This is a genomic window from Methylobacterium sp. PvP105, from assembly GCF_017876975.1.
GTDB classification, from domain to species: domain Bacteria; phylum Pseudomonadota; class Alphaproteobacteria; order Rhizobiales; family Beijerinckiaceae; genus Methylobacterium; species Methylobacterium radiotolerans.
The window spans coordinates 5,720,704-5,744,361 of the sequence record NZ_JAGIPA010000001.1; the positions used below are offsets into that span (position 1 = coordinate 5,720,704).

Consider the following 23,658-nt stretch of genomic DNA (forward strand, 5'->3'; position numbering starts at 1 on the left):
GGGCGGCGAACCGCGGCGTGGTCGGGACACGGGCTCCCGGCGCGCCGTCCCGGCCCTTGCCGGACCGCCCGCGGAGCCCTCTGATGGGGCGGCGCGCAGCGGGGACCGGGCCATGGCCGTGAGGCGGATCGTCACCAACATCCGGGCGACGCAGGTCGAGGCGGCGCGGTCCTTCTACGCGGACGTGCTCGGCCTGGAGGTGGTCATGGATCACGGCTGGATCCTGACCTTCGCGGCCCCCGGGATGTCGGCGACGCCGCAGATCAGCGTGGCCAGCGCGGGCGGCTCGGGCACGCCGGTTCCCGACATCTCGGTCGAGGTCGACGACCTGGCGGACGTCCTCGCCCGCGTGAGGCGGGCCGGCCTGCCCGTGCTGTACGGCCCGGCCCGGGAGCCCTGGGGCGTGGAGCGGTTCTACGTCCGCGACCCCTTCGACCGGCTGGTCAACATCGTCGCCCATCTCGCGTGAGGCCGGGCCGGCGGCTCACTCGGCCTCGTCCCGGACGAGGGAGATGCAGGTCCGCACCATCTCCTCGAGCCGCAAATCCTTGGTGTCCCCGATATTGGCGGTCTCCTCCAGACAGCGCATGAAGTACGCCGCGTCCAGCTTGGGCGACAGCGTGCGGAAGGCCCGGCCCATCCGGGTCGAGAAATCGATCTTGTCGGTCGCGCTCGCCCGCGGCCACAGCGAGGCCTTGTCGTCCACGGTCAGGCGGGCGGCGTCCGCCGGCAGGATCGCGCACGCCAGGGCCACTAAGACGATTATAAGCTTGGTCTGCATTGTAAATCTCCGATCCTGCGGCGTAGAACTGCGTAACTCTGCGCAGCGGTGACGGTCGACGGACGCGCTGCTCTTGCGACGGGATGGGAGAAGCGATGCGCGCGGTCCGTCTTTCCGGCCTGGTCTCGGCCGGCCTCCTGGGTCTTCTGACGGCACACGCTCAGGCGCAGACCGCGGCGCAGCCTCAGCCCCAGGCACAGCCCCCGATGCAGGCGCAGGACCCCGCGGCCGCCGATCCGCGGCGCAATCAGGCGGCGAAGCTCGCGGGGCTCGCCGGCTTCGTGAACCTCGAATGCCCCGGCCTGCGGAGCGATCCCGCGCGCCTCAAGCAGACCGTCGAGGCCCTGGGCGTCGATGCCGCGAGCCTGGAGACCGGCGACCTGCACCTGACCGCGACCCGCTACATCGCGGCCTACCAGAAGGACGTCGCGGCCAATTGCCGGAAGGCCGAGGCGACGTTCGGGCCGCAGGGATCGATCATTCCCGGCCTGGTCGTGCCGCGGTAGCCCCGGCCCGCTGTATGCGGCGCTGACGGCGGCCGTCCTCACACCGGGCGCCCGTCCCGCGACAGGGCGATACGCAGGAGGTCGGCGAGGCTGCCGGCGCCGAGCTTCTGCTTCATGCCCGAGACGACGGCCGACACGCTGCGCTGGCTCATCGACAGGCTGTCGGCGATCGCCTCGTTGGACTTGCCCGCCCCCAGCAGCGACAGGACCTGAACCTCCCGCGCGGTCAGGCGCGCGAGGGGCGATTCCAGGAGCCCGGCATTCAGCATGGCGATCTTGGTCGCGACCTCGTGCGGCAGGTAGCTGCGGCCGGCCGAGACGGTCGCCAGCGCCTCGTGAAAGCGCGTCACCGCCGTGTCCTTCAGGACGAAGCCGTGCGCCCCGCCCTCGATGGCGCGGGCGACGATCACCGGGTCGTCGTGCATGCTGAAGGCGAGGATCCGCGTCGCCGGCTCCAGGGCCCGCACCCGGCGGATCAGCGACAGGCCCGACAGGCCCTGGTCGCGGAAGCCGAGGTCGGTCACCACCAGCCCGGGCCGGTGGCGGTGGAAGGTGCGGTAGCCGGACACCACGTCCGCGGCCTCGTGGACCGCCCGGACGCCGGCATCCTCCGCGAGGTGGCGGAAGCCGCGCCGCACGACCGGGTGGTCGTCGACGATCAGCACCGCGTCGAGACCGCGCGGACCGTCCCGCCCCGCCGGGCGGTCGGCCGAGGCCCGGGCGGCGCTCACGGCGTCCCCTCGCGGGCCGGGTGCGGGGCGGCGAGGCGGGCCAGCGCGGCCGCGTGGTCGGCCCCCTGCATCCGGGCGTTGTAGTAGTGCTGGCACATCTCGCCGTAGAGGCTCTTGCGGCGGCCGCGTTCCGCCGCGATGCCGCCGAGACCGTCGAGGATCGCGCCGTAGCCCTCGCCGGTGCCGGCCTCGGCCAGCATCTGGCCGAGCTGGACGGTGCGGTTGGCGATCATGCGCGGGTCCTCGATGAAGCCGTCGCGGGCCCCTGCCAGCGCCGTCGCCATGGCGCGCACGCGGGGATCGTCGGCCGGCAGGGCCTTCCCGGCCTCGCGTCCCGCGAGCCAGCGGGCCGGGTCGGTCCCGTCGGTCGGCGCGAGCCAAGCCGGCAGGGTGCCCTCGGCGGTGGTGGCGACCACCGCGCCGGCCTCGTCCGCGCGCTCGTCCGCGCGCTCGTCCGACCCGCGGTCGCAGGCGCCGAGGGCCAGCAGGACCAGGCAGGACGCGATGCGGATGCGGATGCGGCCGGCGCGGCTCATCGCGCGGGCTCCCCGACGGCCAAGACCGCGCGCGGGCCCTCCGCCACCTTGATGCGCGCCGTCTCGCGCCACGTGGCGAGATTGATCACCGAGACATCGTCCGAGAACCAGTTCGCCACGTAGGCCCGCGGACCGGCCACCGCGATGCCCTCGGGATAGGGTCCCACCGCCACGGTGGCGACGATCTCGAGCCGGGCCGCGTCGATCACCGTCACGGCGGCGGCGTGCTGGTTGGTGACCAGGATGCGGCTGCCGTCCCCGGTGACCGCGACGCCGTAGGGCATCCGGCCGGCCGGAACCGTGGCGCGGGCCCGCAGCGTCGCCGTGTCGATCACCGTGAGATCGCCGCTGCGCACGTTGGCGACGTAGAGGCTCGCCTCGTCCGGAGCGAGCGCCAGGGCGAAGGGCGCCTCGCCGGTCGGGACGACGGCCACCCGGGCCATGGTCCCGGTGTCGATCACGCTGACCTGACGGCTCTCGCGATCGGCGACGTAGAGCCGCCCGCGCCGGTCGAGGACGAGGTGGGCCGGGTCGCGGCCCACCGCCGCGGCGCCCTCGACGGCGCCGGTCGCCGCGCAGATCCGCAGGACGCGGTCGCCCGACCAGTCGCCGACGTACAGGCGGGCGCCGTCCGGGCTCACCGCGAGGCCGAAGGCCTGCCCGGGGACGGGCAGGCGGCGGGGCGGCTCGCCGGGCGCGACGACGGTGACGGCGCGCCCGTCGGGGTGGGTCAGGTAGAGGCGGCCGGCCCGGTCGGCCGCCGCCGCCACCGGCGCCGGCCCGAGCGGGATCCGCCCGGCCACGGTCCCGGCCTCGACCCGCGCCAGCTCGGCCCCCTGCTGGCTGACGACCCAGACCGGGTCGCCGGCCGCGGACGCGACACCAATCCCAACGCCGGTCCCGGCGGCGGCCGCGACCGCGAGCGTCGCGATCAGCCGGAGGTGGCGCATGCGGGGCCTCAATGGGTTGTCCGGCCCTCGACGGCCGCCTTCAGGCCCTTGAGACCGTCCGCGAAGTAGCGGTTCATCGCCGCGCGCCCGGCCTCGTCGCTGAGGTTCTCCGGCGGCTCGTTGCCGGTGTCGCCCCGGTAGAAGCGGCCGATCCACGACACCTTGGAGCCGGTCCCGTCGGGGGTCACGGTGAGCGTCGCCGAGTAGGAGGAGACCGGGAGCGCCTTCAGGTCCGGGTCGGACATCCGGTACGAGTAGGTCCGGCCGTCGGCCAGCCACTCGTCCAGCCCCTCGACCAGGGTGCCGCCGGCCTTGAGGGTCACCCGGCGGGTCGTGCCCTCGACATTGCCGCCGCTGGCCTCGGCCTTGGCCACGTCGGGGTGCCAGCGCCCGATACCGCCGAAATCGCCCACCACCTTCCAGACCGCGTCCGGGGGCGCCTGGATGGTGATCGACTGGTCGATCTTCTGCGGCGTCGGCCCGTGGGCCAGCGCCGCGCCGGCGAGGCCGAGGACGGCGAGGGCCGGGACGAGGGCCGGGACGAGGGCGAGGGGCATCCGCATGGTCAGGTCCTGATCGCTCCGGTCGGAGCAGGGGTTGGAGCAAGGTGGGCCGCGCGCCCGCGGAGCGCGCGAAGGGCACGGGCGAGGGGGCTCGCCAGGAGGGCCAGGAGCGTCAGCCCCAGGGCCGCCGCCAGCAGGGCGGGCCGCGGGTCGAGGCGGCCGGGCAGCGGGCGCGGCGTCGCCGCGGCGCGCAGAGGGGCGGCGAGGCCGCCGGGGCCGTCGAGATGGACGTAGCCGAGGCCGGTCTCGGCGGCGAGGCGCCTCAGGTAGGGCTCGCGGACCGACGAGAGGTGCTCGGTGCCGTGGGCGGCCTGGGCGCCGAAGGGGGCGTTGCGCGGGTTGTAGCCCTCGCGCGATTCCGCGTCGGCCGGGGGCGGCCCGGAGCGGTTCTCCTGCTGGACGTCGCTCTCGCCGAGGAAGCCGGTCTCGCGCCCGCGATCGTCGAAGCGCGGGATCGGCGACAGGCCGTAGCCGCCCGCGCCGACGATCAGCCCGCGCACCGCGCCGGCCTCGCCGTCGAAGGTCGGGCCGCCGGAGGCGGGCAGGGGCGGCGTCTCCTGGCCGTCGGTGACGAACAGGAGGTCGGCGTCGATCTCCCCCGCCATGGCGATCGACCGGAACAGGCCGGCCGCGACGCGGCTGTCCCCCTCCCAGGCCATGCGCGGGTCGAGGGCCGCGATGGCGCCGTCCAGCGGCGCGAAGTCGGCGCAGACCTCGACCGGCGTGAACAGCAGGAACGGCCTGCGGTCGGTGAACAGGCCGAGCGCCACCCGCGAGCCGCAGGGGAGGTCGGGCAGCATCGCCCGCAGCGCCGCCTTGACGGTCTCGAGCCGGCTCACGGAGCCGGCGGCGGCGGGATAGTCGCGCACCGCCATGCTGCCGGTGATGTCGACCACCGCCAGCACCGACACGCCGGTGCGGGTGAACGGGATCGGCGGGGCGACCAGGGCCGCCAGCGCCAGCGCGAGGGCGGCCGCCAGGGCGCGGAACCGCCCGTCGCGCAGGTTGCGGGCGACGAGAGGGGGCAGGACTGAGGGCAGGACGGGGGGAAGGACGCGCCGCGGGCTCACGGGCCGCCCCGCGGCTGGCCGGGGATGTCGGTCCAGATCGCTTTCGGCTCGGCGCGCAGCTCGTCCCCGGTCTTGCGGTCGAATTCCGGGTAGTCGCGCACGAGGCGCGAGGCGACGTCGAGGTTGTACTTGGCGTCCCAGAACTCCGGCCGGGCCTGGAGGGCGCGGCGGTAATCCTGCCGCGCCAGCGTCACCTGGGGCGCGGCCTTGTCGAGGTCGCCCCGGCCGATCAGCGCGAAGGCCTGCCGCATCCGCGCGTTGCCGATGACGTACCGCGCCCGGGCCGCCTCCCGCACCGCGCCGGCGCGGTCGAGGGCGTCGAGGAGGGGCTCGGTCTCGCCGAGACGGTCCCGGGCGGCGAGGAAGCCGATCCGCGCCGTCAGCAGGGCCGGCCGCGCGTCCGGGTCGACCGGCCGGTCGCGGCCCGCCTCCAGGGCGGCGATCCGGTCGTCGTCGCGCGCGGCGCTCCAGCCCGCGACGGCGAACCACAGGGCGGCGACCGCGAGGACCAGCGGCAGGGCGACCAGCAGGGCCGGCCGGACCCGGCGCCACGCCGCGGCGGCGCCGTGGCGGGCGCGGGCGGCGCGGCGCGGGGCCGGGCCGTCGAGGAGGGCGCCGGCGCTCATGCCGCCCTCCGCGCCGCCGCGCCCGCGGCCTCCGTCGGGGTCTCCGCCGCGGTCTCCGCATCCGCCGGCGCCCCCGCGGGGTCCGCCTCCGCGAGGTCCGCCTCCGCGAGCTTGGCGAGGACGAGCCCGGCGAGGCCGAGCGCGGCGAGCGCGGCGGCGAGCCCGGTCAGGTCCCGGCGCGGGCGCTCCTCGACGTAGGGAATCGGGTCCCGCTCCAGGGCCTCGATCTGCCGGATGGCGGCGGCCACCGCCTCGGCGCCCTCGGCCTCGAAGGCGCGGTAGGGCACGCCGAGGCTCTTGAAGAACAGGTCGAGATGGCGCTCCGGCGCGGCCTGGGGCGTGTCCTCGCCGGCCGGCCGGTCGGCGATGCCGGGCGAGCCCTTGGTGCGCAGGAACAGCCAGTACAGGTTCGGCCGGATCCGCGCGACGGCGGCGCGCAGCTGGTCCTGGACGCGCGGGTCGATCACCGCGGCGCCGTCGGAGACCAGCAGGAGCACCCGCGAGGCGCCGACATCGATTCCGAACTGCGACAGGGCCATGCCGAGGCCCCGGCCGATATTGGTGTAGTCGAGGCCGGGCCGGTCGATGGCGGCGATCGCCGCCCGCACGGCGTCGTGGCGGTCGGTCATCGGCATGACCAGCATCGGCGCGGTGGAGAAGGCCGTCACGGCGAACAGGTCGTGCGCCCGCGCGCCGACGAAATCGGCGAGGAGGCGCCGGGAGGCCGCGGCCTTCGACTCCTCGGCGCCGGAGGGCTGCCGGCCCGCGAAGGTCTCGTTCATGCTCCCCGAGCGGTCGATCAGCAGCGAGACCTGCGCGCCGATGCCGAGGCGCTCGATCCGCGCGCCCGTCCGGTAGGGGCCCGCCAGGGCCGCGATGAGGCCGGCGACGGCCAGGATGCCGGCGAGCGTCAGCGTGCGGCCGAGCCAAGCCGAGAGGGGGTCTGCCGGCGCGGCGGCGACCGCCGGCACGGACGTCCGGCGCAGGGCCGAGCGGGCCAGCGGCAGCAGCGCCAGCGGCAGCAGCCACAGGACCCAGGGATCGGTCGCGCCGAGGCGGGGGAGGAGATCGGTCACGGCCTCACGCGCTCCGCTCCGCCGCCGCGAGGCGCGCCAGGAGCGCCTCGGCCTCGGACAGCGGCCAGGCCGCGCGCGCGGCCGGCAGCTGGCCGCCGAAGAAGGCGAGGCGCGAGGCCTCGAAGAAGCGCGCGAGCTCCGCCGCCCGGCCCCGGAAGGCCCCGTGCCGCGCCAGGAAGGCGCCGAGATCGTCGGCCAGCACCCGCCTTCCGTCGGTCTCGTCGAGGCCCCGGTGCAGGGCCAGCAGCGCCGCCCGGTAGGCCTGATCGGGCTCGCCCCCCGCCTGCCGCCGGAGCGCGCGCAGCGCCGCCGCGAAGGGGCGGCCCGGCCGCTGCCGGAACGGCCCCCAGGCGCGGTCGTGCGCCAGCGCCAGCGCCGCGAGGCCGGCGAGGGCGCCGAGGCCGGCCGCCGCCGCGACGTCCGGTGCCGGATCGATCCGCCCGCCGCTTCCGTCCGGGCGCAGGTACTCGGCCGGATCCTCGCGCCGCTGCGGCTGCACCTCGCGCAGGGGCGAGACGCCGAGGCTCCAGCCCGGCACCTGGACGGCGGCCGTGGTGAGGCCGGTCGCCGCCTCGCTCGCCAGCGTCAGGGGAAAGCCCGGCACCTCCAGGGTGCGGGCGTCGAGGGCGGCGTAGAAGCTCTGGTAGGTCAGGCGCAGGCGCACCCGACGGGCGCCGGCCACCGGGGCCTCGTCGACCGCCACGGCGCGCAGGTCGAGCCAGTAGGTCACCGGACCAGGCCGGGGCAGCGTCGCGCGCTGCAGCCGGAAGTCGGGATCGGCCAGGATCTCCACCTGCGCCTCGACCAGGTCGCCCAGGAAGATCCCGAAGGGCCGCTTGCTGCGCACCTCGACGGAGCGCACCTGCGCGGCGGCCGTGCCGGCCGTCAGGGCGAGGGGCGCGGCCAGGACGCCCGCGAGGAGGCCGGCCAGCAGGAGGGCGGGACCGCGCGCGCCCATGCTCAGGTCGTCAGCAGGTGGCGGGTGAGCGCCTGGGCGTCGAAGCGCCCGGCGAGCCGGAAGACCCGGCGCGCGAAGGGCGCGGCGGCGCGCTCCAGGGCGGCGATCCGGTCCCGCTCCCGGGCGATCCAGGCCCGGCGCAGGCTCGGGCGCAGCAGGACCACGCGGCGGCCGCCGCCCTCGAGATCGTCGAGTTCGACGAGGCCGAAGGCCGGCAGCGCCTCCGCCTCGGCGGGGTCGGCGAGCAGGATCGGCACCGTGTCGTGCGGCGCCAGGGCGGCGAAGACCCGGGCGATCAGGCTCTCCGGCCAGCGGAAGTCGGAGGCGAGGAAGACGAGCTTCGGCCGCCCGGCGAGCCGCCGCGCGGCCTCGAGCATGCCGGCGCAGCCGCGCCCCGCCCGCTCCGCACCCGCGACCCGCTCGGCGGCGGCCACGGCCGCGCCCCGGTGGCGGGTGGCGGGCAGGGTGAGGTCGTCGCGCAGGGTCTCGTCGCAGCCGATCAGGCCGAACGCGTCGCTGATCCGGGTCGCCGAGACGGCCAGGGCCCGGCAGAGATCGCCCGTGAGGCGCGCCCGGTCGGCCGTGCCGCGGAAGCCCATCGAGGCCGAGAGATCGACCAGGACCCAGGTCTCGACCGCGGTCCGCGCCTCGAAGCGGCGGACATGCACGCCCTCGAACGGGTCGCGCAGCGTCGCGCGCAGGTCGATGCGGCGCGCATCCGGCAGTTGCAGGAACGGCACCTGATCGCGGAACGGGCCGGCGCCGCCGGCGTCGCGCCCCCGGTGGAGACCGGCCCTGCTGCCGCGCGGCCGCCAGCGCGGCAGGTAGACGATGTCGGCCGTGCGCGGGTCGCTCACGGCGCCGGCACCGTCTCGAACGCGGCCCGGCACAGGGCCGGCACGATCGCGCCGCGCTGCAATTCGTGGACGGGCTCGAGGAAGACCCGGTGGGCCATCACCTCGGTGAAGACCGCCCGCACATCCTCCGGCACCAGCCAGTCGCGGCCCTCCAGCCACGCCCGCACCCGGGCGGCCCGCACCAGGAAGGCGACGCCGCGCGGCGAGGCGCCCCCCTGCACGAGGGTGGCGGTGTCGAGGCCCGGGAGCCGGATCCCGGCCTCCGCGGGGCGGACCAGCGCGTCCCAGAGGGCCACCACGTAGGCCTCGATCGACGGCTCCGCGCGGACGGCGTGCTGGATCGCGGCCGCGATGCCGCCGATCCGGGCGTGGTCGAGCACGCCCTCCGCGACCGCGCCGACGAGGGCGTCGGTGTCGTGGAAGCGCGGGTCGAAGACCAGGCTCCGGCGCACCGCCGCGTCCCGGGGCGCCTCCAGCCCGATCTCCATCAGGAAGCGGTCGCGGGCCGCGGCCGGGAGCTCGAAGGTCTCCTCGCGCTCGACGCGGTTGCGGTCGGCGAAGACCTGCAGGTTCGGGAACGTGTAGGTGCGGCCGAAGGCCTGGACGCTGCGCTCGGCCATCAGCCGGAGCAGCAGGGCGTGCACCTGCGGCCGCGCCCGGTTGATCTCGTTGAAGAAGAACACCGAGAGATCCTCGGCCCGGGCCAGGACCGGGCCGGGATCGACTCGCGGCCGGCCGTCGGGGCCGAGATAGGTGTGGTAGATCAGGTCGGTCGGCATCATGTCGACCGTGCCCTCGACGCGCTCGTAGGCGCCGCCCAGCGCCCGGGCCACCGCCCGCAGCAGGGTGGTCTTGCCGACGCCGACATCGCCCTCGAGCATCACGTGGCCGCGGGCGAAGATCGCGATCGTCGCGAGGCGGATCGCCCGCTCCTGCCCGACAACCGCCTTGGCGACCTCCGCCTCGAAGCGGGCCGCCGCCGCCCGCCAGTCGGTGAGCATCGTGTCTCCGGGACGGAGGGTGTTCATGAGGCGGTGCCTGCGGTGTCGGGCGGGGCGCCGGAGCGGCGGCGCCGGGTAACGGTGCGGCGTGTCGGTGCGGCGCGCGGTGCCGAGCGTCGCTGCGGGCCGGCGCCGCGGCGCGGGCCGGCCCCGGGCCGGTCGGACCGGCCGCGATCAGTTCGACGAGATCTTGGCGACGTCGTACTCGAACTTGCCGGTCTTCTTGGCGTTCTCGATCCGCTTCCTGTTGCGCTCCTCCATCTGCTTGATGGATTCGGCCTGCTTGCTGACCTCCTTCGGGTCGTGCTTGGGATCGTACTTGGTCCCGGCGACCTTCTCGGGGAAGCCGGGCTTCGGCTGCCAGCAATTGCCGGGCGCCTTGCAGGTCTGCCCGTCATAGGCCAGCGCCGGCACCGCGAAGGCCGCCCCCGCGATCAGCATCGCCGCCGTGATCACTGTGCGCATCGTAGATTCCTCCGTCTCTTCCTCGGGCGGCCGGTCGGGCCGTGAATTCGCCCCGTCTCCCGCGGGGCGCGACTTGCCGAGAGCGGCTAGTCCAGCGGCTTGCACTGGCCGGGCACGTCCTTGGCAAAGGTCTCGCCCTCCTTGAAGGGCTTGTAAGTCTTCTTCTGCTCGTCGGTGAGCCACTCGGCATCCTTCACCGGACCCGTGTAGAGATGACGGATCCAGGCGATGACCTGCAGCATCTCGTCGGGATTGAGATCCTCGTTGTGCGGGCCCATCATGCCGTTGGCGCCGCCCCAGAGGGTCGAGAACAGGCCGACATCGGTCGTGTTCGCCGGGTAGGTCCAGTAATCGTCGTTGAGGCCGGGCCCGACCTTGCCCTCGCCGAGATGGCCGTGGCAGCCGGAGCACGAGGTCAGGAACAGGCTCTCGCCGTTGCGCAGGCAGGACTTGTCGTCGATGTAGAGATTCTTGCCGGTCTGGAAGAAGGTCTTGACCGCCTGCGTGTCCCGCCCGCCCGGCTTGCCCTCGGCCGTGTCCATCGCCTCGCCGGTGATGGTGTTGCGGAAGACGATCCCGGTCTGCGAGCCGGACTGGGGCTGCGCGCGGGCCGCGACGGGCATCGCCGCGGCGAGGGTGAGAAGGGCGACGCGGGCCGAACGTACGATGAGCATCTGTTGAGCGGGTCCTGATGTCCTGATCGACGTCGCGAGCGACGTCTGGTCGATGTCTGGGGCGGTGTCTGGCGCGGTGTCTCGGTCGGCGGCCCGGTCGCGCCGGGCCGGGCGGAGGCGGGGCGGGCGCAGCTCAGTTCGAGGCGACGACCGGCACCCCGTCCTGCTTGAGGATCGCCGCGATCGCCGGCCGAGCCTTCTCGATCCCGGCGTCGAGCGCCTTGCGCAGGGCCTCGTCGTCCTTGCGCACGCCCATCGACTGGTCGAAGACCTGCGGGACCTTGCGGCCGTCGCTGCCGACCGTGTCGGCCGGGACCAGCGTCATGCGCAGGGGCGTCGGGGACTCCTTGACGTAGCGGGCCACGTCCGGGCCGAAGGCGACGCCGACATCGGCCTTGTCGGTGGCGACCTCGCTGACGATGCGGGCCGGGTCGATCTGGGTGTACTGGTTGCGCGGCGAGCGGAAGTTCACCAGCGAGTAGAGGTAGGCCATGTCCTCCTCGTAGCGGCCGATATCCTTGAGCATCGCCTCGCCGGGGGAGCCGAACGGCACCACCATGTGGTCGAGGGTCTTGAGCCGCGGGTCCGACCAGGACTTCACGTCGAGATCCTTGTCGGCGCGGGTGATGAAGACGTAGCCGCTCCGGTAGTACGGCCGGGTGGTCAGCACCCGCGGATCGTCGCTGTCGAGCCCGACGACCACGTCGCAGGTCCGCTTCTCCAGGCCGTCGCGGACGAGGTAGATCGCGGGCTTCGGGAGCCAGACGAAGACGGGCTTCTTCCCCATCGCCTCGGCGACGGCGACGGCGACGCGGTTCTCGAGCCCCGAGCCGTCCTTCATCGAGAGCGGCGGCTGCTTCTCGGAGGCGCAGATCCGCAGGGTCGCGGGGTCGGCCGGCGGCGCGGGCGGGGCCTTGCCGGGCTCCGACTGGATGGCCTGGGCCTCGGATTCCTGGGCCGCCACCGGCCCGGCGGCCAGGGCGGCGAGCGTCAGGACGGCGGCGAGACGGGCCGCCAGGATGCGGGCGCGCGGGCGCGGCATGGACGTTGATCCCTGTTGTCGAAGCGTTTCTTGATGGCGTGTCTGGATGGCGTGTCCGGGGACGGGCGGGGCGCCGGAGGGCCCCCCGCGCGTCGGGATCCGATCCCGAAACCCCGCCGGCCGGAGGCCGACGGGATGCGGGCGGGGTGCGGGCGGCCGTTACTTGGCGGCGTGCTGCGCGTACTCGCCGACGTTCGGGTCGTCGTACGGGCCCTTGCCGTCCAGCGAGAACACCATCACGCCGCCGCCCATCTGGGTGTAGTTGGCGAGCTTCTTGAAGGCGCCCACCGCGCCGAGGCCGGCGGTCGGGTCGGCGAGGTCGAACACCAGGCCCACGCCCGGCCAGCCGCCGACGCCGTAGTAGATGGCGACGTACTGCGTGCCCTTGTGGGTGTAGGTGATCGGGTAGCCGATGGCGCCCGACGGCAGCTTGAACTTCCAGAGGAGGTCGCCGTTGTCGGAGTCGCGCGCCTTGATGAAGCCGTCCAGCGTCCCGTAGAGGACGAGGTCGCCGGCGGTCGCGGTGGTGCCGCCCCAGACCGCGAAGCGCTCCATCTTCTCCCAGTTGAACTTGCCGGTGATGGCGTTGTAGCTCTTGATCTGGCCGAGGCCCTCGTAGTTCTGCCGGTCACCCTTCGGGCCCGGATACATGTTCAGCGTCGCACCGACGAAGAACTGACCCGCCCGGTAGGGCAGCATGAAGGGCTCCCAATCCATGCAGATGTGGTTGATGCCCATGTAGAAGGCTTGCCGCTTCGGATCGTAGGAATCGTGACCCTGGTTGTGGTAGCCCATCGCCGAGGGACAGATGTCCTTGGCGAGGTGGTCCATCCGGGTGCCGTATTCCGGATCGCGCACCGGCGTGCCCGTCTTCAGGTCCACCGACTTGAACACGTTGACGGTGTCGTCGATCTTGTTGGCCGAGACCAGCGTGCCGTCCGTCCGGTCGAGGGTGTAGACGATGCCGTTGCGGTCCGGGTGGGTGAGGAGCTTCCTCATCTTCCCGTCCTTGTCCTTCTGGTCGGACAGCATCATCACGTTGACGCCGGCATAGTCCCACTCGTCGTGCGGGGTCTTCTGGTAGCCGAACTTCGCCTCGCCGGTGTCGGCGTCGCGGCCGAAGATCGTCATCGTCCACTTGTTGTCGCCGGGACGCATGGTCTCGTTCCACGGCGCCGGGTTGCCGGTGCCGAAGTAGATCAGGTTGGTGCCCGGATCGTAGGCGTACCAGCCCCAGTTGGTGCCGCCGCCGATCTTCCAGGCGTCGCCCTCCCAGGTCGCGGTGCCGAGGCCCTTCTGGCCGTAATGGGCGTTGTGGATGTTGAAGTCCTTGGCGAGCAGCAGGTCCTCGTCCGGGCCCGTCGCGTAGGCGCGCCAGACCTGCGCGCCGGTCTTGACGTCGTAGGCGGTCAGGTAGCCGCGCACGCCGAGCTCGGCGCCCGAGGAGCCGATGATCACCTTGTCCTTCACCACGTAGGGGGCGATCGTGAGGGTCGAGCCGACCTTGATGTCGGAGTTCTCGACCTTCCACACCGTCTCGCCGGTCTGGGCGTTGAGGGCGGCGACGTTGCCGTCGAGCTGGGTCTTGAGGATCAGCGCCGGGGTCTTGCCGTCGCCGGGCCAGTAGGCGAGGCCGCGGTTGACGAGGTCGCAGCAGGCCACCGAGCGCGCGGCCGGGTTCTGCTTGGGCTTGTCCTGCCAGAGGATCTTGCCCGGATCGTCGAGGCCGAGGGCGAAGGTGTTGTTGGGGAACGAGGTGTGGATGTACATGACGCCGTCGACGACGAGCGGCGCGCCCTCGTGGCCGTTGAGCAGGCCGGTGGAGAACGTCCAGGCCGGCTTGAGCTGCTTGACGTTGCTCTTGTTGATCTGCGTCAGGTCGCTGTAATTGTTCGAGTCGTAGTTCTTACCGGGCATCACCCAGTTCTCGTCGCTCTTCGATTTCTCGATGAGCTTGTCGTTGGCCTGCGCCACGCCCGCCATGGCGACCGGCGCGAGCGCCATGATCGCCAATGCCGAGACGGAATTCCGGAGCCTGATCATCCTGCGTCTCCTCGCCGGACTGCCACGCCGTTTGGCCTCACAGTCATCGTGGTGTTCATTCGACGGCGACACGACTTTCACCGACAAATCCGTCTCTAGCGTCGCGATATCCGGGCTGTTTCCAGTATTCGCTGAGCTTATAAAAGACTTATTATCGTTGTGCGCCGCTTGATTATTCGCACGGCTTGTAATGCGTGTCTTTGCAAAACGAAACATTTCTTTTCGGGATGATCCGGCAACAGAACACCGGAGATCTGGTAAGATCACGCGGGCCTTGACCGCGAGCCGGCCTTCACCCCAGACAGGCCGGAGCGATGTGCGGGCGTGCGGGCCCCGAGCCGTCCGCCGACCCGTTCCGGGAGGACGCCATGGGTCGTGTCACGGGCTGCGCGGCCCGCTCTCTGGCGCTGGCGGCCGGACTCGCGGCCGGGCTCGCCGCTGGACTGGCGGCCCGCCCGGCGTCCCCGGCCCCGGCGCCCGGGACCGGCGGGGAACGCCGTCTCGCGGCGCTCTATCAGCAGGACGGGCGGCGCGAACTGACGGGGGCCGACCTGGACCGCTTTCCCGGCGCAGGCGTCCTGTGGTGCCGGCGCCCGGACGGGATCCCCCAGAAGGCCGCCGCCGCGTGGCTGATCGGGAGCCGGTCCCTCGTGCTGATGAACGCGCACAATTTCCGCAATCGACAACTGGAGGTCACCCGAACCGTCGCCGATTGCTACTTTCAGATCGCCGGCCGGAACTACGCCTTCGTGCCCGACGTCCTGGAACTCGGCGTCGAGCCCGAGGCCCGGCGCCTGCACATCACCGACGACTGGGCGCTGCTGCGCCTCTCCGAGCCGGCCGAGGCGCGGCCGCAGCCGATCCCGGACCCGCCCACCCTTCCGACCGGCGACCTGACGCTCCCGGTGACGATGGTCTCACCGGCCGGGCACGAGAACTACCGGGGCCAGAGCAGCCGGGAATCCTGCGCCGTCCGGCGGATCGATCCGCCGAGCGAGGGCGCGATCCGCCGCGCCCGCCACGATTGCAACGACGGCTACGGCGGATCGGGCTCGGGCCTGTTCGACGCGGAGGGCCGTCTCATCGCGATGCAGAGCGCGTCGCTCTCGATGAACCAGCGGCACGCCTTCGACATCGAGTTCCACTACGGCTCGGCGCTGCTGATCGAGGGCCGGCTCCACGAGGCCCTCAAGGCTCGGGCCCTCGAGACCCGGGACCGCTAGCGCGGGCCGCCGGACTTGCGCGGGAATTCCGGTAAGCCCCCGGTAAGCAAGGCGGCGATTTCCGGACCTGTCCCGGGCGAAGTTCTCGACGGCGATGCGCCGGCACGGCAAAACTTAACGTTGAGCCACGAATCTGGTCCCGCGAGGGAGCCGGTATGCCCGCTGTCGGAACGTTCAGGGTCTGCGCGCCGGGACGGCCGCCGTTCGCGGCGGCCGTGGCAGAGGGCGTGGCCGAGGCGGTCGCGCTGCCATCCGTGCTGGTCACGATGCTGGGCAGCCTGATCGAGGCCTGGCCGCGGCAGATCTACACACAACCGCTGGTGACGACCCGCTTCCTCGGCCAGCGGACCACCTACGTCTGCGATCCCGGCCACATCCGCAGCCTGATGGTCGACCAGGCCGAGGCGCTGGAGCGGGAGCCGTTCATGCTGCGGGCGCTGGCCCCCGCCCTCGGCGCGGGGGTCCTCACCGCGGACGGAGCCCACTGGCGCCGCCAGCGCAGGACCGCGATCCCGATGTTCCGCCCGGACCGGGTCCGGAGCTTCGTGCCGGCCATGGCCCGGGCCGCCGCCGCGACGCGGGCGCGCTGGCGCGACGCCGACCCGGCCGGGGCCGAGCGGGACATCCTGCGCGAGATGATGCGCACCGCCTTCGACGTCATCGTCGCCACGATGGTCTCGGGCGATCCGCATCTGGAGGTCGAGCCCTTCGGGGCCGCGATGGACGCCTATCTCGGCCAGACCAGCTGGAAGATCGCCCTGGAGATGCTGCGGGCCCCGAGCTGGGTCCCGCATCCGGGAGCCCGGGCCGGGGCGGAGGCGGTGCGCTACCTGCGCGGCGAGGTCGCCCGCACGATCGCGCGCCGCCGGGCCCGCGGCGAGCCCGGCTCCGACCTCCTCGGCCTCCTGCTGCAGGCGCGGGATCCGGAGACCGGGGCGCCGCTCCCCGAGGCGAGCCTCGTCGACAACCTGCTGACCTTCGTGTCCGCCGGGCACGAGACCACGGCCCTGGCGCTGGCCTGGACCTTCCGGGTCCTGGCCGAGCACCCGGAGGTGGAGCGGCGCGTCGTCGCCGAGATGGCGCGCCTCGGCGACGATCTCGCCGCCGATCCCGAGGCCGCGGACCGGCTCCCCTACACCCGCCAGGTGCTCCTCGAGGTGATGCGCCTCTATCCGCCGGCGCCGCTGATCGTGCGGCGGACACGGGCCCCGGTCCGGCTCGGGGACACGGTCGTGCCGGCCGGGCAGTCGGTCCACGTGCCGGTCTACGCCCTGCACCGGCACGCGCTGCTCTGGGACCGGCCGGAGGCGTTCGACCCGGACCGCTTCGCGCCGGAGCGGGCCGCCGCGCGCGACCGCTACGCCTACCTGCCGTTCGGCGCCGGCCCGCGGGTCTGCATCGGTATGAGCCTCGCCCTGACCGAGTGCCTCGTCATCCTGGCGACGCTGCTGCCCGCCTTCCGCCTCCGGCCGGTGACGGCCGAGATGCCGGCGGCGCAGTTCCGCGTGACCCTGCGGCCCAAGGGCGGCCTGACGATGAGGGTCGCGCCCCGCCCCGGGGCCGGCCATGTCGCCTGACATGACCGCGGACGCGTCCGGCCCGCCCGGCGCGATCGAGCCGACCGCGCGGCGGAGATCCTGGCCGGGCCGCGCGGCATCGCTGCTCGGCCGCCTCTGCGGTCCCGACGCCGACGACGCGCTGCCGAACCGCTACCGCCTGCAGGTGCGCGCGGGGCTCCTCGACGAGACGCTGAAGCTCGCCACCTACTCGGCGGTGACGCACCTGATCATCGCGCTGGCCGTCGCGTACTTCTTCTGGGGCTCGGCCTCGCACACCTACCTCCTCGGCCTGCTCGCCGTGGTCGCGGTGCTGATCGCGGCGGCGACCTACGCGACCTGGCTCTACTGGCGCACCCACGGCGACACCGCCTCGGCCGCCACCGTCCGGTGGGGTTGCCGGATCTCCGCCGGCCTGGCCTTCGCCCTGGGCCTCGCCTGGGCGACCCTGCCGGTCGTGCTGTTCGCCCCCTCCGGCGGCGACGCGCGGCTGCTCGTCGTCGCCATCGTGACCGGCCTGATCTCGGACGCCTACGTGGTCGGCCCGCTCCTGTCGGTCTCGTACCTGTTCGCGGTCCCGGTCATCGTCGGCAGCTTCGTCGGGCTGGCCCGGTCCGGGGAGCCGGTCGCGCTCAGCCTCGGCTTCCTGCTCGCGGTCTACGCGATCTTCGTGGTGACGAGCGTGAGGCGCATGAGCCGCCTGTCGCGCCAGCGCATCCTCGACCGCGTGCGGGTCGGGGACCAGAGCGAGACGATCGGGCTGCTGCTCAACGCCTTCGAGGCGAATGCCAGCGACTGGCTGTGGGAGACGGACGGGACCGGGCGGTTCCAGCACGTCTCCACCCGGATGGCGGACGTGCTGGCCTGCCCGGTGCGGACACTCCAGCACGCCTCGTTCCCGGCGCTGCTCGCCGGCCGGGCCGAGGCCTCGCCCAAGGGCTCCCCCGAGATCTCGCCCGAGATCTCCCCCGAGGCCGATCAGAGCGCCGACCTGCTGGACCGCCTCCGGCGGGGCGTCGCCTTCCACCAGCACCTCATCGCCGTCGACACGCCGGCCGGCCGGCGCTGGCTCCGGCTGAGCGGCAAGCCGTTCCTCGATCAGAAGGGGCGCTTCGCGGGCTTCCGGGGTGTCGGCTCCGACGTGACGGAGGCCCGACGGGCGGAAGCGCACATCGCCTACCTGGCCACCCGGGATCCGATGACCGGGCTGTCGAACCGGGTCATGTTCCACGACGTCGCGTCCGAGGTCTGCGCGGCCGCCGCGCAGACCTCGCCACAGGCTCCGGACGCGACGGTCAGCCTGCTCTACCTCGACCTCGACGGCTTCAAGACCGTCAACGACAGCATCGGCCACGCCGCCGGCGACGCCCTGCTGGGGCAGGTCGCCGATCGCCTGCGCGCGCTGCTCCCGGCCGACGCGCAGGCGTTCCGCCTCGGCGGCGACGAGTTCGCGATCCTGCAGCGCGGCCGGGACGGCGCGGCCGCGCGGGCCCTGGCCGAGGCCACGATCGGGGTCCTGCGCGAGCCCTACCTCATCGACGGCGTCCGGGCGGAGATCGGCGTCAGCGTCGGGATCGCCTGCGCCCCCGCGGACGCGACCGAGCCCGAGGACCTGCTCCGGAAGGCGGACCTCGCGCTCTACAGCGCCAAGCAGGGCGGCAAGGGGCGCTGGCGGGGCTTCGACCGCGACCTGGAGGTGCGCGTCCAGCGCCGGCACGAACTCGACGAGGCGATGCGGCAGGCCCTCGCGGACGGCGAGATGGCGCTGCACTACCAGCCGCTGGTCGGCCTGCAGGACGGCCAGGTGGTGGGCTGCGAGGCGCTGCTGCGCTGGACCCGGCCCGGTCTCGGCCCCGTCTCGCCCGCCGAGCTGATCCCGATCGCCGAGGGAACGGGCTTCATCCTCGCGATCGGGCGCTGGGCCCTGCGGCGGGCCTGCGCGGAGGCGCTGACCTGGCCGGCGCGCCTGCGCGTCGCCGTCAACATCTCGTCGGTCCATTTCCGCCGGCCCGACTTCTTCGCCGACGTCGCGGCGGTGCTGAGCGAGACCGGCCTGGCGGCGGAGCGCCTCGAGATCGAGATCACCGAGTCGATCTTCCTGGCCAACACGCCGCACGTGCTGGACAATCTCCGCGCCCTGCGGGCGCTCGGGGTGCGGATCGCCCTCGACGATTTCGGGACGGGCTACTCCTCGCTGAGCTACCTGACGCAGTTCCCGGTCGACAAGATCAAGATCGACCGCGCCTTCGTGCGCGACCTGAGCAGCCGCCCCGAATGCCTGACGGTGATCGAGGCGATCATGGTCATCGCCCGCGACCTGCGCATCGACGTCACGGTGGAGGGCGTCGAGACCGAGCAGCAGGCCGAGCTCCTGCGGCTGCGGCGCTGCAACAGCGCGCAGGGCTTCCTGTACAGCCCGGCGCGGCCGCCCGAGGAGATCCCCGGCCTGATCGAGCGCCTGCCCCGGACGGCGCTCCCGGCGGAGCGGGCCGTCCGCGCGGTCGCCTGAGGGCGGCAGGGCCGGGATCCGGGTTGCCACGCGGGTGCCAACGGCTCTAGCGGGGGACGACCACGCGGAACCGGGACAGAGGCGCGCCATGCCCAAGGTCGTCATCAGCGAGTTCATGGACGAGGCCGCGATCGCGGCCGAGCTCGCCGGCCTCGACGTGGTGTACGATCCCGGCCTCGTCGACCGGCCGGAGGACCTCGCCGCCGCCGCCGCCCGGGCCGACGCCCTGATCGTGCGCAACCGGACGCAGGTCCGCGGCGCCCTGCTCGACGCCGCCCGCGACCTCACGGTCGTCGGCCGCCTCGGCGTCGGCCTCGACAACATCGACCTCCCCGCCTGCCGGGCGCGCGGCATCGCGATCTACCCGGCCACCGGCGCCAACGACGGCGCGGTCGCCGAGTACGTCATCGCCTCCGCGCTGCTGCTCCTGCGCGGCGCCTACGGGGCGAGCGCCGCCGTCGCCGCCGGCGCGTGGCCGCGCAACGCCCTGATGGGCCGCGAGATCGCCGGCAAGCGCCTCGGCCTCGTGGGCTTCGGCGCGATCGCCCGCGAGACCGCCCGGCGGGCGGCGGCGCTCGGCATGGCGGTCGCCGCCCACGACCCGTTCGTGGCCGCGGACGACCCGGCCTGGACCCAGACCTGGACCCCGGCCTCCGGCCCGGTGGAACGGACCGCCCTCGACGCGCTGATCGCCGGCAGCGACGTGCTCTCGCTGCACGTGCCGCTCACCGACGCGACCCGCGGCCTGATCGACGCGGCGGCGCTGGCGCGGATGCCGACGGGCGCGATCCTGATCAACGCCGCCCGGGGCGGCATCGTGGACGAGGCGGCCGTGGCCGCCGCGCTGCGCTCGGGCCATCTCGGCGGCGCGGCGCTGGACGTGTTCGAGCGCGAGCCCCTCGACGCCGCCGCCGGCGCCGTGTTCGCGGGCGTGCCCAACCTGATCCTGACGCCCCACATCGCCGGCGTGACCCGGGAATCGAACGTGCGCGTCTCCGCCGTCACCGCCGCGGCCGTGCGCCGACACCTCACGGAGCGCTGAATGCGGGGGATCTGGGCCTTTCGGCCGGAGCGGGCTATCCACGGGAGCCGGCCGCGCGGGGACCGGGACGTCCGGTGCGGGCCGGGAAGGAGCAGAGGATGACCGATCCGGCACGGCGGGCCTTCCTGAAGAGCGCCGCCCTCGGCGCCCTGGCGGCGGGAAGCGGCCTGCGGCCGGCCCGCGCCGACGAGGCGGCGCAGCTGCCCTTCGGCAACGGCGAGCGCCCGCTCGTGGCCTATCCGGGCAAGCGGCCGCTGCTGCAGACCACCGCCCGGCCGCCCCAGCTGGAGACGCCGTTCGCGGTCTTCGACGCGGGCGCGATCACGCCGAACGACGCCTTCTTCGTCCGCTACCACCTCGCCGACATCCCCCTGGAGATCGATCCCGAGGCGTTCCGGCTGAACGTCGGCGGCCACGTCGAGCGGCCGGCCTCGTTCAGCCTCGCGGAGCTGAAGGCGCTGCCCGGCGGGACCGAGATCGTCGCGGTCAACCAGTGCTCGGGCAATTCCCGCGGCTTCTTCGAGCCGCGCATGGCCGGCGGCCAGCTCGCCAACGGCGCCATGGGCTGCGCCCGCTGGACCGGCGTGCCGCTGAGGACCGTGCTGGATCGGGCCGGCGTGAAGGCCGGGGCCGTGCAGGTCGCCTTCAACGGGCTCGACCGCCCGGTCCTGCCGGAGACGCCGGACTTCGCCAAGGCGCTGACCCTCGACCAGGCCGGCGACGGGCAGGTGCTGCTCGCCTGGGGCATGAACGGCGCGGATCTGCCCTGGCTCAACGGCTACCCGCTCCGCCTCGTCGTGCCCGGCTATTACGGGACCTACTGGGTCAAGCACCTCGACACGGTCACGGTGCTGGACAAGCCCTTCGAGGGCTTCTTCATGAAGACCGCCTACCGCATCCCCGACAATGCCTGCGCCTGCACCGAGCCCGGTCAGGCGGCCGCCGCCACGGTGCCGATCGGGCGCCTCAATGTCCGGTCGTTCCTGACGAATCTGACCGACGGCGCGCAGGTGAAGGCCGGTCCGGTCGCCCTGCGCGGCATCGCCTTCGACGGCGGCTCGGGCATCAGGGAGGTCGCGGTCTCGACCGACGACGGCGCCACCTGGACTCGGGCCGCGCTGGGCGGGGATCTCGGCCCCTACGCGTTCCGGACCTGGTCGCTCGCGACCGCGCTCACGCCCGGCGCCCACGCGATCCGGGTGCGGGCCACCGCCAACGACGGCAGCACCCAGCCGACGACGTCGCGCTGGAACCCGTCCGGCTACATGCGCAACGGCGTCGAGACCACCCGGGTGCGGGCGGCGTGAGCGCGAACGGGAGGACCGACGGGATGCGGGCGCTCGTGCTCGGCGCGGTGATCGCGGGTCTGACGGCCGGCGCGGCCTGGGCGGCGCCGCGGACCTACACGCTTCCGGATCCGACCGCGCAGCTGCGGCCCCCGACGGACGGGGGCCTGACCGCGGGCTACGAGGCGGCGCAGGCCAATTGCCAGACCTGCCACTCGGTCGACTACATCGCCACGCAGCCGCCCGGGCGCGGGAAAGCCTTCTGGGATGCCGAGGTGGCCAAGATGATCAAGGCCTACCACGCCCCGATCGAGCAGGCCGACGCCGGCGCGATCGCCGCCTATCTGGCCAGAACCTACTGAGGGTCGGACGGGCGGCTCGAACGGACGCCCGATCCCGCCGCGTCAGCGCAGCGCGAGCGCCTGGGCCGCGTGCGAGGCGACGGCCTGCACGGCCGGAAGATCGTAGGCGTAGACGCGCCCGGCCAGAATCGCCAGGGCGAGGGTCCAGAACACCGCACCGCCGACCCGCCGCGCCGTGCGGTCGCCGGCCGTGGCGGCCGGGCAGGCGCGGGCGACGCCGTCGGCGACGGGCTCGCCGAACGGATCGAAGGCCGGCGACTGGTTTTCGGAGGCGCTGCGCATGGTGACGAATGTCGCGCTCGGCCGGCCCGTTCGCAATGGAGGCGTCTTTCGAATTTCGCCGCGCGTGGAGATGCTTGTTCTCCATCCGGTCTCAGTGACAGACAGGTTCTTCTCAGAGAGCCGCTTCGACCGCCGAGGACGCGATATCTTCTTCCCGATGGGGGTCGGATCCGGCCGATCCGGGATCGGCGGGCGTGTGGTAGGCCATGCGCTCCCGGCGTCCCCGCAGGGGCTCGCGGCTGACTTCGCGCCACGCCTCGGCCGGCGCCCCGGCGGCGCGGCGCGCGGCCTCCGAGACCAGGATCGGGACGCCGTGGAGCTTGGTCGCCTGCTCGAGGCGGGCGGCGACGTTGACGGCGTCGCCCAGCACGGTGAACTCGTAGCGCGCCGCCTCGCCGATGATCCCGCAGAACACCTCGCCGTAATGCACCCCGACGCCGATGCGCACGGTCCGCGCGGGCCCGCTCCTGTCGGTCCAGCGGGCGATCACCGCGACGAGGTCCTGGGCGAAGGCGAGGGCGCGGGCGGCATCGTCCGGCCGCGGCTCGGGCAGGCCGAACACCACCAGGGCGCCGTCGCCGATGAACTTGTCGACCACCCCGCCCCGCAGGCGGGCGAGGCGCGTCACCCGCCGCCGGAAAGCGGACAGGAACTCGGAGAGCCGGTGCGGATCGAGGCTCTCGGCCAGGGTGGTCGAGCCGCGCATGTCGACGAACACGATGGCGGCCTGCTGGCGGCGGCCGGCCTTCAGGCTACCGTCGCCGTCGGCGAGACGCAGGACCAGCTCCTGCGGCAGGAACCGCGACAGCCGGTTGCGCCGGGTCGCCTCCCGCAGGGCCGAGGCGGCGAACAGCACGAACAGGACGGCGAGGGCGCCGACCATGACCCAGATGGCCAGGGCAATCCGCGACACCGTCGCCTGCCGCCGCTCCATCCGGTCCGCCTCGTGCGCCTCCATGCGGCGCACGCGGTCGCGGATCGCGTCCATCACCTGCTTGCCGCGCCCGTCCGCCACGGAGGCGCGGGCCGCGGCGCCGTCGCCGGCGCGCATGAGGGCGACGCTGGCGCCGAGCTCGTCGAGTTTCCGGCGGATCAGCCCGGCCAGGGTGTCGAGCTCGCCCCGCTGGTCGGGATCGTCCTGGACGAGGTCGCGCAGGAGGTCGAGCTGCCGGTCGACGTTCACCCGCCCCTCGGTGAAGGGCATCAGGAAGGCCGCGTCGCCGGTGAGCAGGTAGCCGCGCTGGCCGGTCTCGGCGTCCTGCACCGCCGACAGCACCCGGGCGAGGCGCCCGTCCACCGCCACGGTGTGGCGCACGGCGTCGACGCCGCGCTGCTGGTACACGAAGGCGCCCAGCGCGATGGCGGTCATCACCAGGATCGTGGCGAGGCCCACCGTCATCCACGCCACGGTGCGCGAGCGCAGGGACCGCTGCACCCGCGCCGCGACGCGTGCCCGGACGGAGGCACGCGTCGCGGCCTCGCTCCCGTCCGCTGCGGGCGCGGTGGCTGGAGCGGACAT

General features: G+C 73.8%; 25 protein-coding genes. 8 read left to right on the forward strand and 17 right to left on the reverse strand.

Annotated elements, in window-relative coordinates; genetic code table 11:
* Positions 1-112: 112 nt before the first annotated feature.
* On the forward strand, positions 113-469 hold the full coding sequence (locus tag J3A75_RS27920; RefSeq protein WP_012321115.1) for a VOC family protein: 357 nt from the start codon (positions 113-115) through the stop codon (positions 467-469).
* Positions 470-484: 15 nt separating this feature from the next.
* Here the strand turns inward: J3A75_RS27920 and J3A75_RS27925 are convergent, their stop codons facing one another.
* Positions 485-781, reverse strand: a complete 297-nt coding sequence (locus J3A75_RS27925; RefSeq protein WP_012321116.1) for a hypothetical protein — start codon at positions 779-781, stop codon at positions 485-487.
* A 95-nt stretch (positions 782-876) separates the two neighbouring features.
* Between J3A75_RS27925 and J3A75_RS27930 the strand changes: the two genes are divergently transcribed.
* A complete protein-coding gene (locus tag J3A75_RS27930; RefSeq protein WP_058607828.1) occupies positions 877-1,287 on the forward strand; it encodes a hypothetical protein in 411 nt (136 codons plus the stop codon).
* A 38-nt stretch (positions 1,288-1,325) separates the two neighbouring features.
* Here J3A75_RS27930 and J3A75_RS27935 read toward each other — a convergent pair whose 3' ends face one another.
* The 14 genes from J3A75_RS27935 to J3A75_RS28000 all read right to left on the reverse strand — a co-directional run bounded on the left by J3A75_RS27935 (position 1,326) and on the right by J3A75_RS28000 (position 13,879).
* Positions 1,326-2,018 (reverse strand): response regulator transcription factor, encoded by a 693-nt coding sequence (locus J3A75_RS27935; protein ID WP_012321118.1) that lies wholly within the window; start codon positions 2,016-2,018, stop codon positions 1,326-1,328.
* A complete protein-coding gene (locus tag J3A75_RS27940) occupies positions 2,015-2,554 on the reverse strand; it encodes an MxaH protein (RefSeq protein ID WP_071000108.1) in 540 nt (179 codons plus the stop codon). The genes J3A75_RS27935 and J3A75_RS27940 overlap by 4 nt, the downstream gene beginning before the upstream one ends.
* Positions 2,551-3,504, reverse strand: coding sequence for a YncE family protein (locus J3A75_RS27945; protein ID WP_071000109.1), 954 nt, complete (start codon positions 3,502-3,504; stop codon positions 2,551-2,553). Before J3A75_RS27945 ends, J3A75_RS27940 begins: the two co-directional genes overlap by 4 nt.
* Before the next feature lie 8 nt (positions 3,505-3,512).
* Entirely contained in the window at positions 3,513-4,067 is a 555-nt protein-coding gene (locus J3A75_RS27950; RefSeq protein ID WP_029359226.1) for an SRPBCC family protein, read from the reverse strand.
* A gap of 2 nt (positions 4,068-4,069) precedes the next feature.
* A complete protein-coding gene (locus J3A75_RS27955) occupies positions 4,070-5,137 on the reverse strand; it encodes a vWA domain-containing protein (RefSeq protein ID WP_071000110.1) in 1,068 nt (355 codons plus the stop codon).
* The gene (locus J3A75_RS27960; protein ID WP_071000111.1) at positions 5,134-5,763 is read right to left on the reverse strand and encodes an MxaK protein; all 630 of its coding nucleotides are present in this window, start codon (positions 5,761-5,763) and stop codon (positions 5,134-5,136) included. Before J3A75_RS27960 ends, J3A75_RS27955 begins: the two co-directional genes overlap by 4 nt.
* Complete coding sequence (locus tag J3A75_RS27965; protein WP_071000112.1) at positions 5,760-6,839, reverse strand: vWA domain-containing protein; 1,080 nt, start codon at positions 6,837-6,839, stop codon at positions 5,760-5,762. The genes J3A75_RS27960 and J3A75_RS27965 overlap by 4 nt, the downstream gene beginning before the upstream one ends.
* A gap of 4 nt (positions 6,840-6,843) precedes the next feature.
* Positions 6,844-7,797 (reverse strand): hypothetical protein, encoded by a 954-nt coding sequence (locus J3A75_RS27970; RefSeq protein WP_012321125.1) that lies wholly within the window; start codon positions 7,795-7,797, stop codon positions 6,844-6,846.
* Between the two features lie 2 nt (positions 7,798-7,799).
* Positions 7,800-8,654 carry a DUF58 domain-containing protein gene (locus J3A75_RS27975; protein WP_071000736.1) on the reverse strand — a complete coding sequence of 285 codons (855 nt, stop codon included), beginning with the start codon at positions 8,652-8,654 and terminating at the stop codon, positions 7,800-7,802.
* Positions 8,651-9,682 (reverse strand): AAA family ATPase, encoded by a 1,032-nt coding sequence (locus J3A75_RS27980; RefSeq protein WP_024828913.1) that lies wholly within the window; start codon positions 9,680-9,682, stop codon positions 8,651-8,653. The genes J3A75_RS27975 and J3A75_RS27980 overlap by 4 nt, the downstream gene beginning before the upstream one ends.
* 147 nt (positions 9,683-9,829) lie before the next feature.
* Positions 9,830-10,120 carry a methanol dehydrogenase [cytochrome c] subunit gene (locus J3A75_RS27985; protein WP_012321128.1) on the reverse strand — a complete coding sequence of 97 codons (291 nt, stop codon included), beginning with the start codon at positions 10,118-10,120 and terminating at the stop codon, positions 9,830-9,832.
* 86 nt (positions 10,121-10,206) lie between these two features.
* Positions 10,207-10,794 (reverse strand): cytochrome c(L), periplasmic, encoded by a 588-nt coding sequence (moxG, locus tag J3A75_RS27990; RefSeq protein WP_071000113.1) that lies wholly within the window; start codon positions 10,792-10,794, stop codon positions 10,207-10,209.
* 133 nt (positions 10,795-10,927) lie between these two features.
* Positions 10,928-11,836: a methanol oxidation system protein MoxJ gene (moxJ, locus tag J3A75_RS27995; protein WP_024828912.1), complete on the reverse strand. Its 909-nt coding sequence runs from the start codon at positions 11,834-11,836 to the stop codon at positions 10,928-10,930.
* A 159-nt stretch (positions 11,837-11,995) separates the two neighbouring features.
* Positions 11,996-13,879, reverse strand: a complete 1,884-nt coding sequence (locus tag J3A75_RS28000) for a methanol/ethanol family PQQ-dependent dehydrogenase (protein WP_012321131.1) — start codon at positions 13,877-13,879, stop codon at positions 11,996-11,998.
* A gap of 368 nt (positions 13,880-14,247) precedes the next feature.
* Between J3A75_RS28000 and J3A75_RS28005 the strand changes: the two genes are divergently transcribed.
* The 6 genes from J3A75_RS28005 (at position 14,248) to J3A75_RS28030 (ending at position 21,857) form a co-directional block, all read left to right on the forward strand.
* Positions 14,248-15,102 carry a trypsin-like serine peptidase gene (locus tag J3A75_RS28005; RefSeq protein ID WP_076730125.1) on the forward strand — a complete coding sequence of 285 codons (855 nt, stop codon included), beginning with the start codon at positions 14,248-14,250 and terminating at the stop codon, positions 15,100-15,102.
* Between the two features lie 155 nt (positions 15,103-15,257).
* Positions 15,258-16,679 (forward strand): cytochrome P450, encoded by a 1,422-nt coding sequence (locus J3A75_RS28010; RefSeq protein ID WP_029361436.1) that lies wholly within the window; start codon positions 15,258-15,260, stop codon positions 16,677-16,679.
* Positions 16,669-19,167 (forward strand): putative bifunctional diguanylate cyclase/phosphodiesterase, encoded by a 2,499-nt coding sequence (locus J3A75_RS28015; protein ID WP_029361435.1) that lies wholly within the window; start codon positions 16,669-16,671, stop codon positions 19,165-19,167. Before J3A75_RS28010 ends, J3A75_RS28015 begins: the two co-directional genes overlap by 11 nt.
* An 88-nt stretch (positions 19,168-19,255) precedes the next feature.
* On the forward strand, positions 19,256-20,209 hold the full coding sequence (locus J3A75_RS28020; RefSeq protein ID WP_209650840.1) for an NAD(P)-dependent oxidoreductase: 954 nt from the start codon (positions 19,256-19,258) through the stop codon (positions 20,207-20,209).
* Positions 20,210-20,307: 98 nt separating this feature from the next.
* Positions 20,308-21,516 carry a molybdopterin-dependent oxidoreductase gene (locus J3A75_RS28025; protein WP_012321136.1) on the forward strand — a complete coding sequence of 403 codons (1,209 nt, stop codon included), beginning with the start codon at positions 20,308-20,310 and terminating at the stop codon, positions 21,514-21,516.
* Between the two features lie 23 nt (positions 21,517-21,539).
* Entirely contained in the window at positions 21,540-21,857 is a 318-nt protein-coding gene (locus J3A75_RS28030) for a sulfite:cytochrome C oxidoreductase subunit B (protein WP_012321137.1), read from the forward strand.
* Positions 21,858-21,899: 42 nt separating this feature from the next.
* Here J3A75_RS28030 and J3A75_RS28035 read toward each other — a convergent pair whose 3' ends face one another.
* Together J3A75_RS28035 and J3A75_RS28040 are read right to left on the reverse strand one after the other, a co-directional pair.
* On the reverse strand, positions 21,900-22,139 hold the full coding sequence (locus tag J3A75_RS28035; RefSeq protein ID WP_012321138.1) for a hypothetical protein: 240 nt from the start codon (positions 22,137-22,139) through the stop codon (positions 21,900-21,902).
* Between the two features lie 112 nt (positions 22,140-22,251).
* A complete protein-coding gene (locus J3A75_RS28040; protein WP_012321139.1) occupies positions 22,252-23,658 on the reverse strand; it encodes a CHASE3 domain-containing protein in 1,407 nt (468 codons plus the stop codon).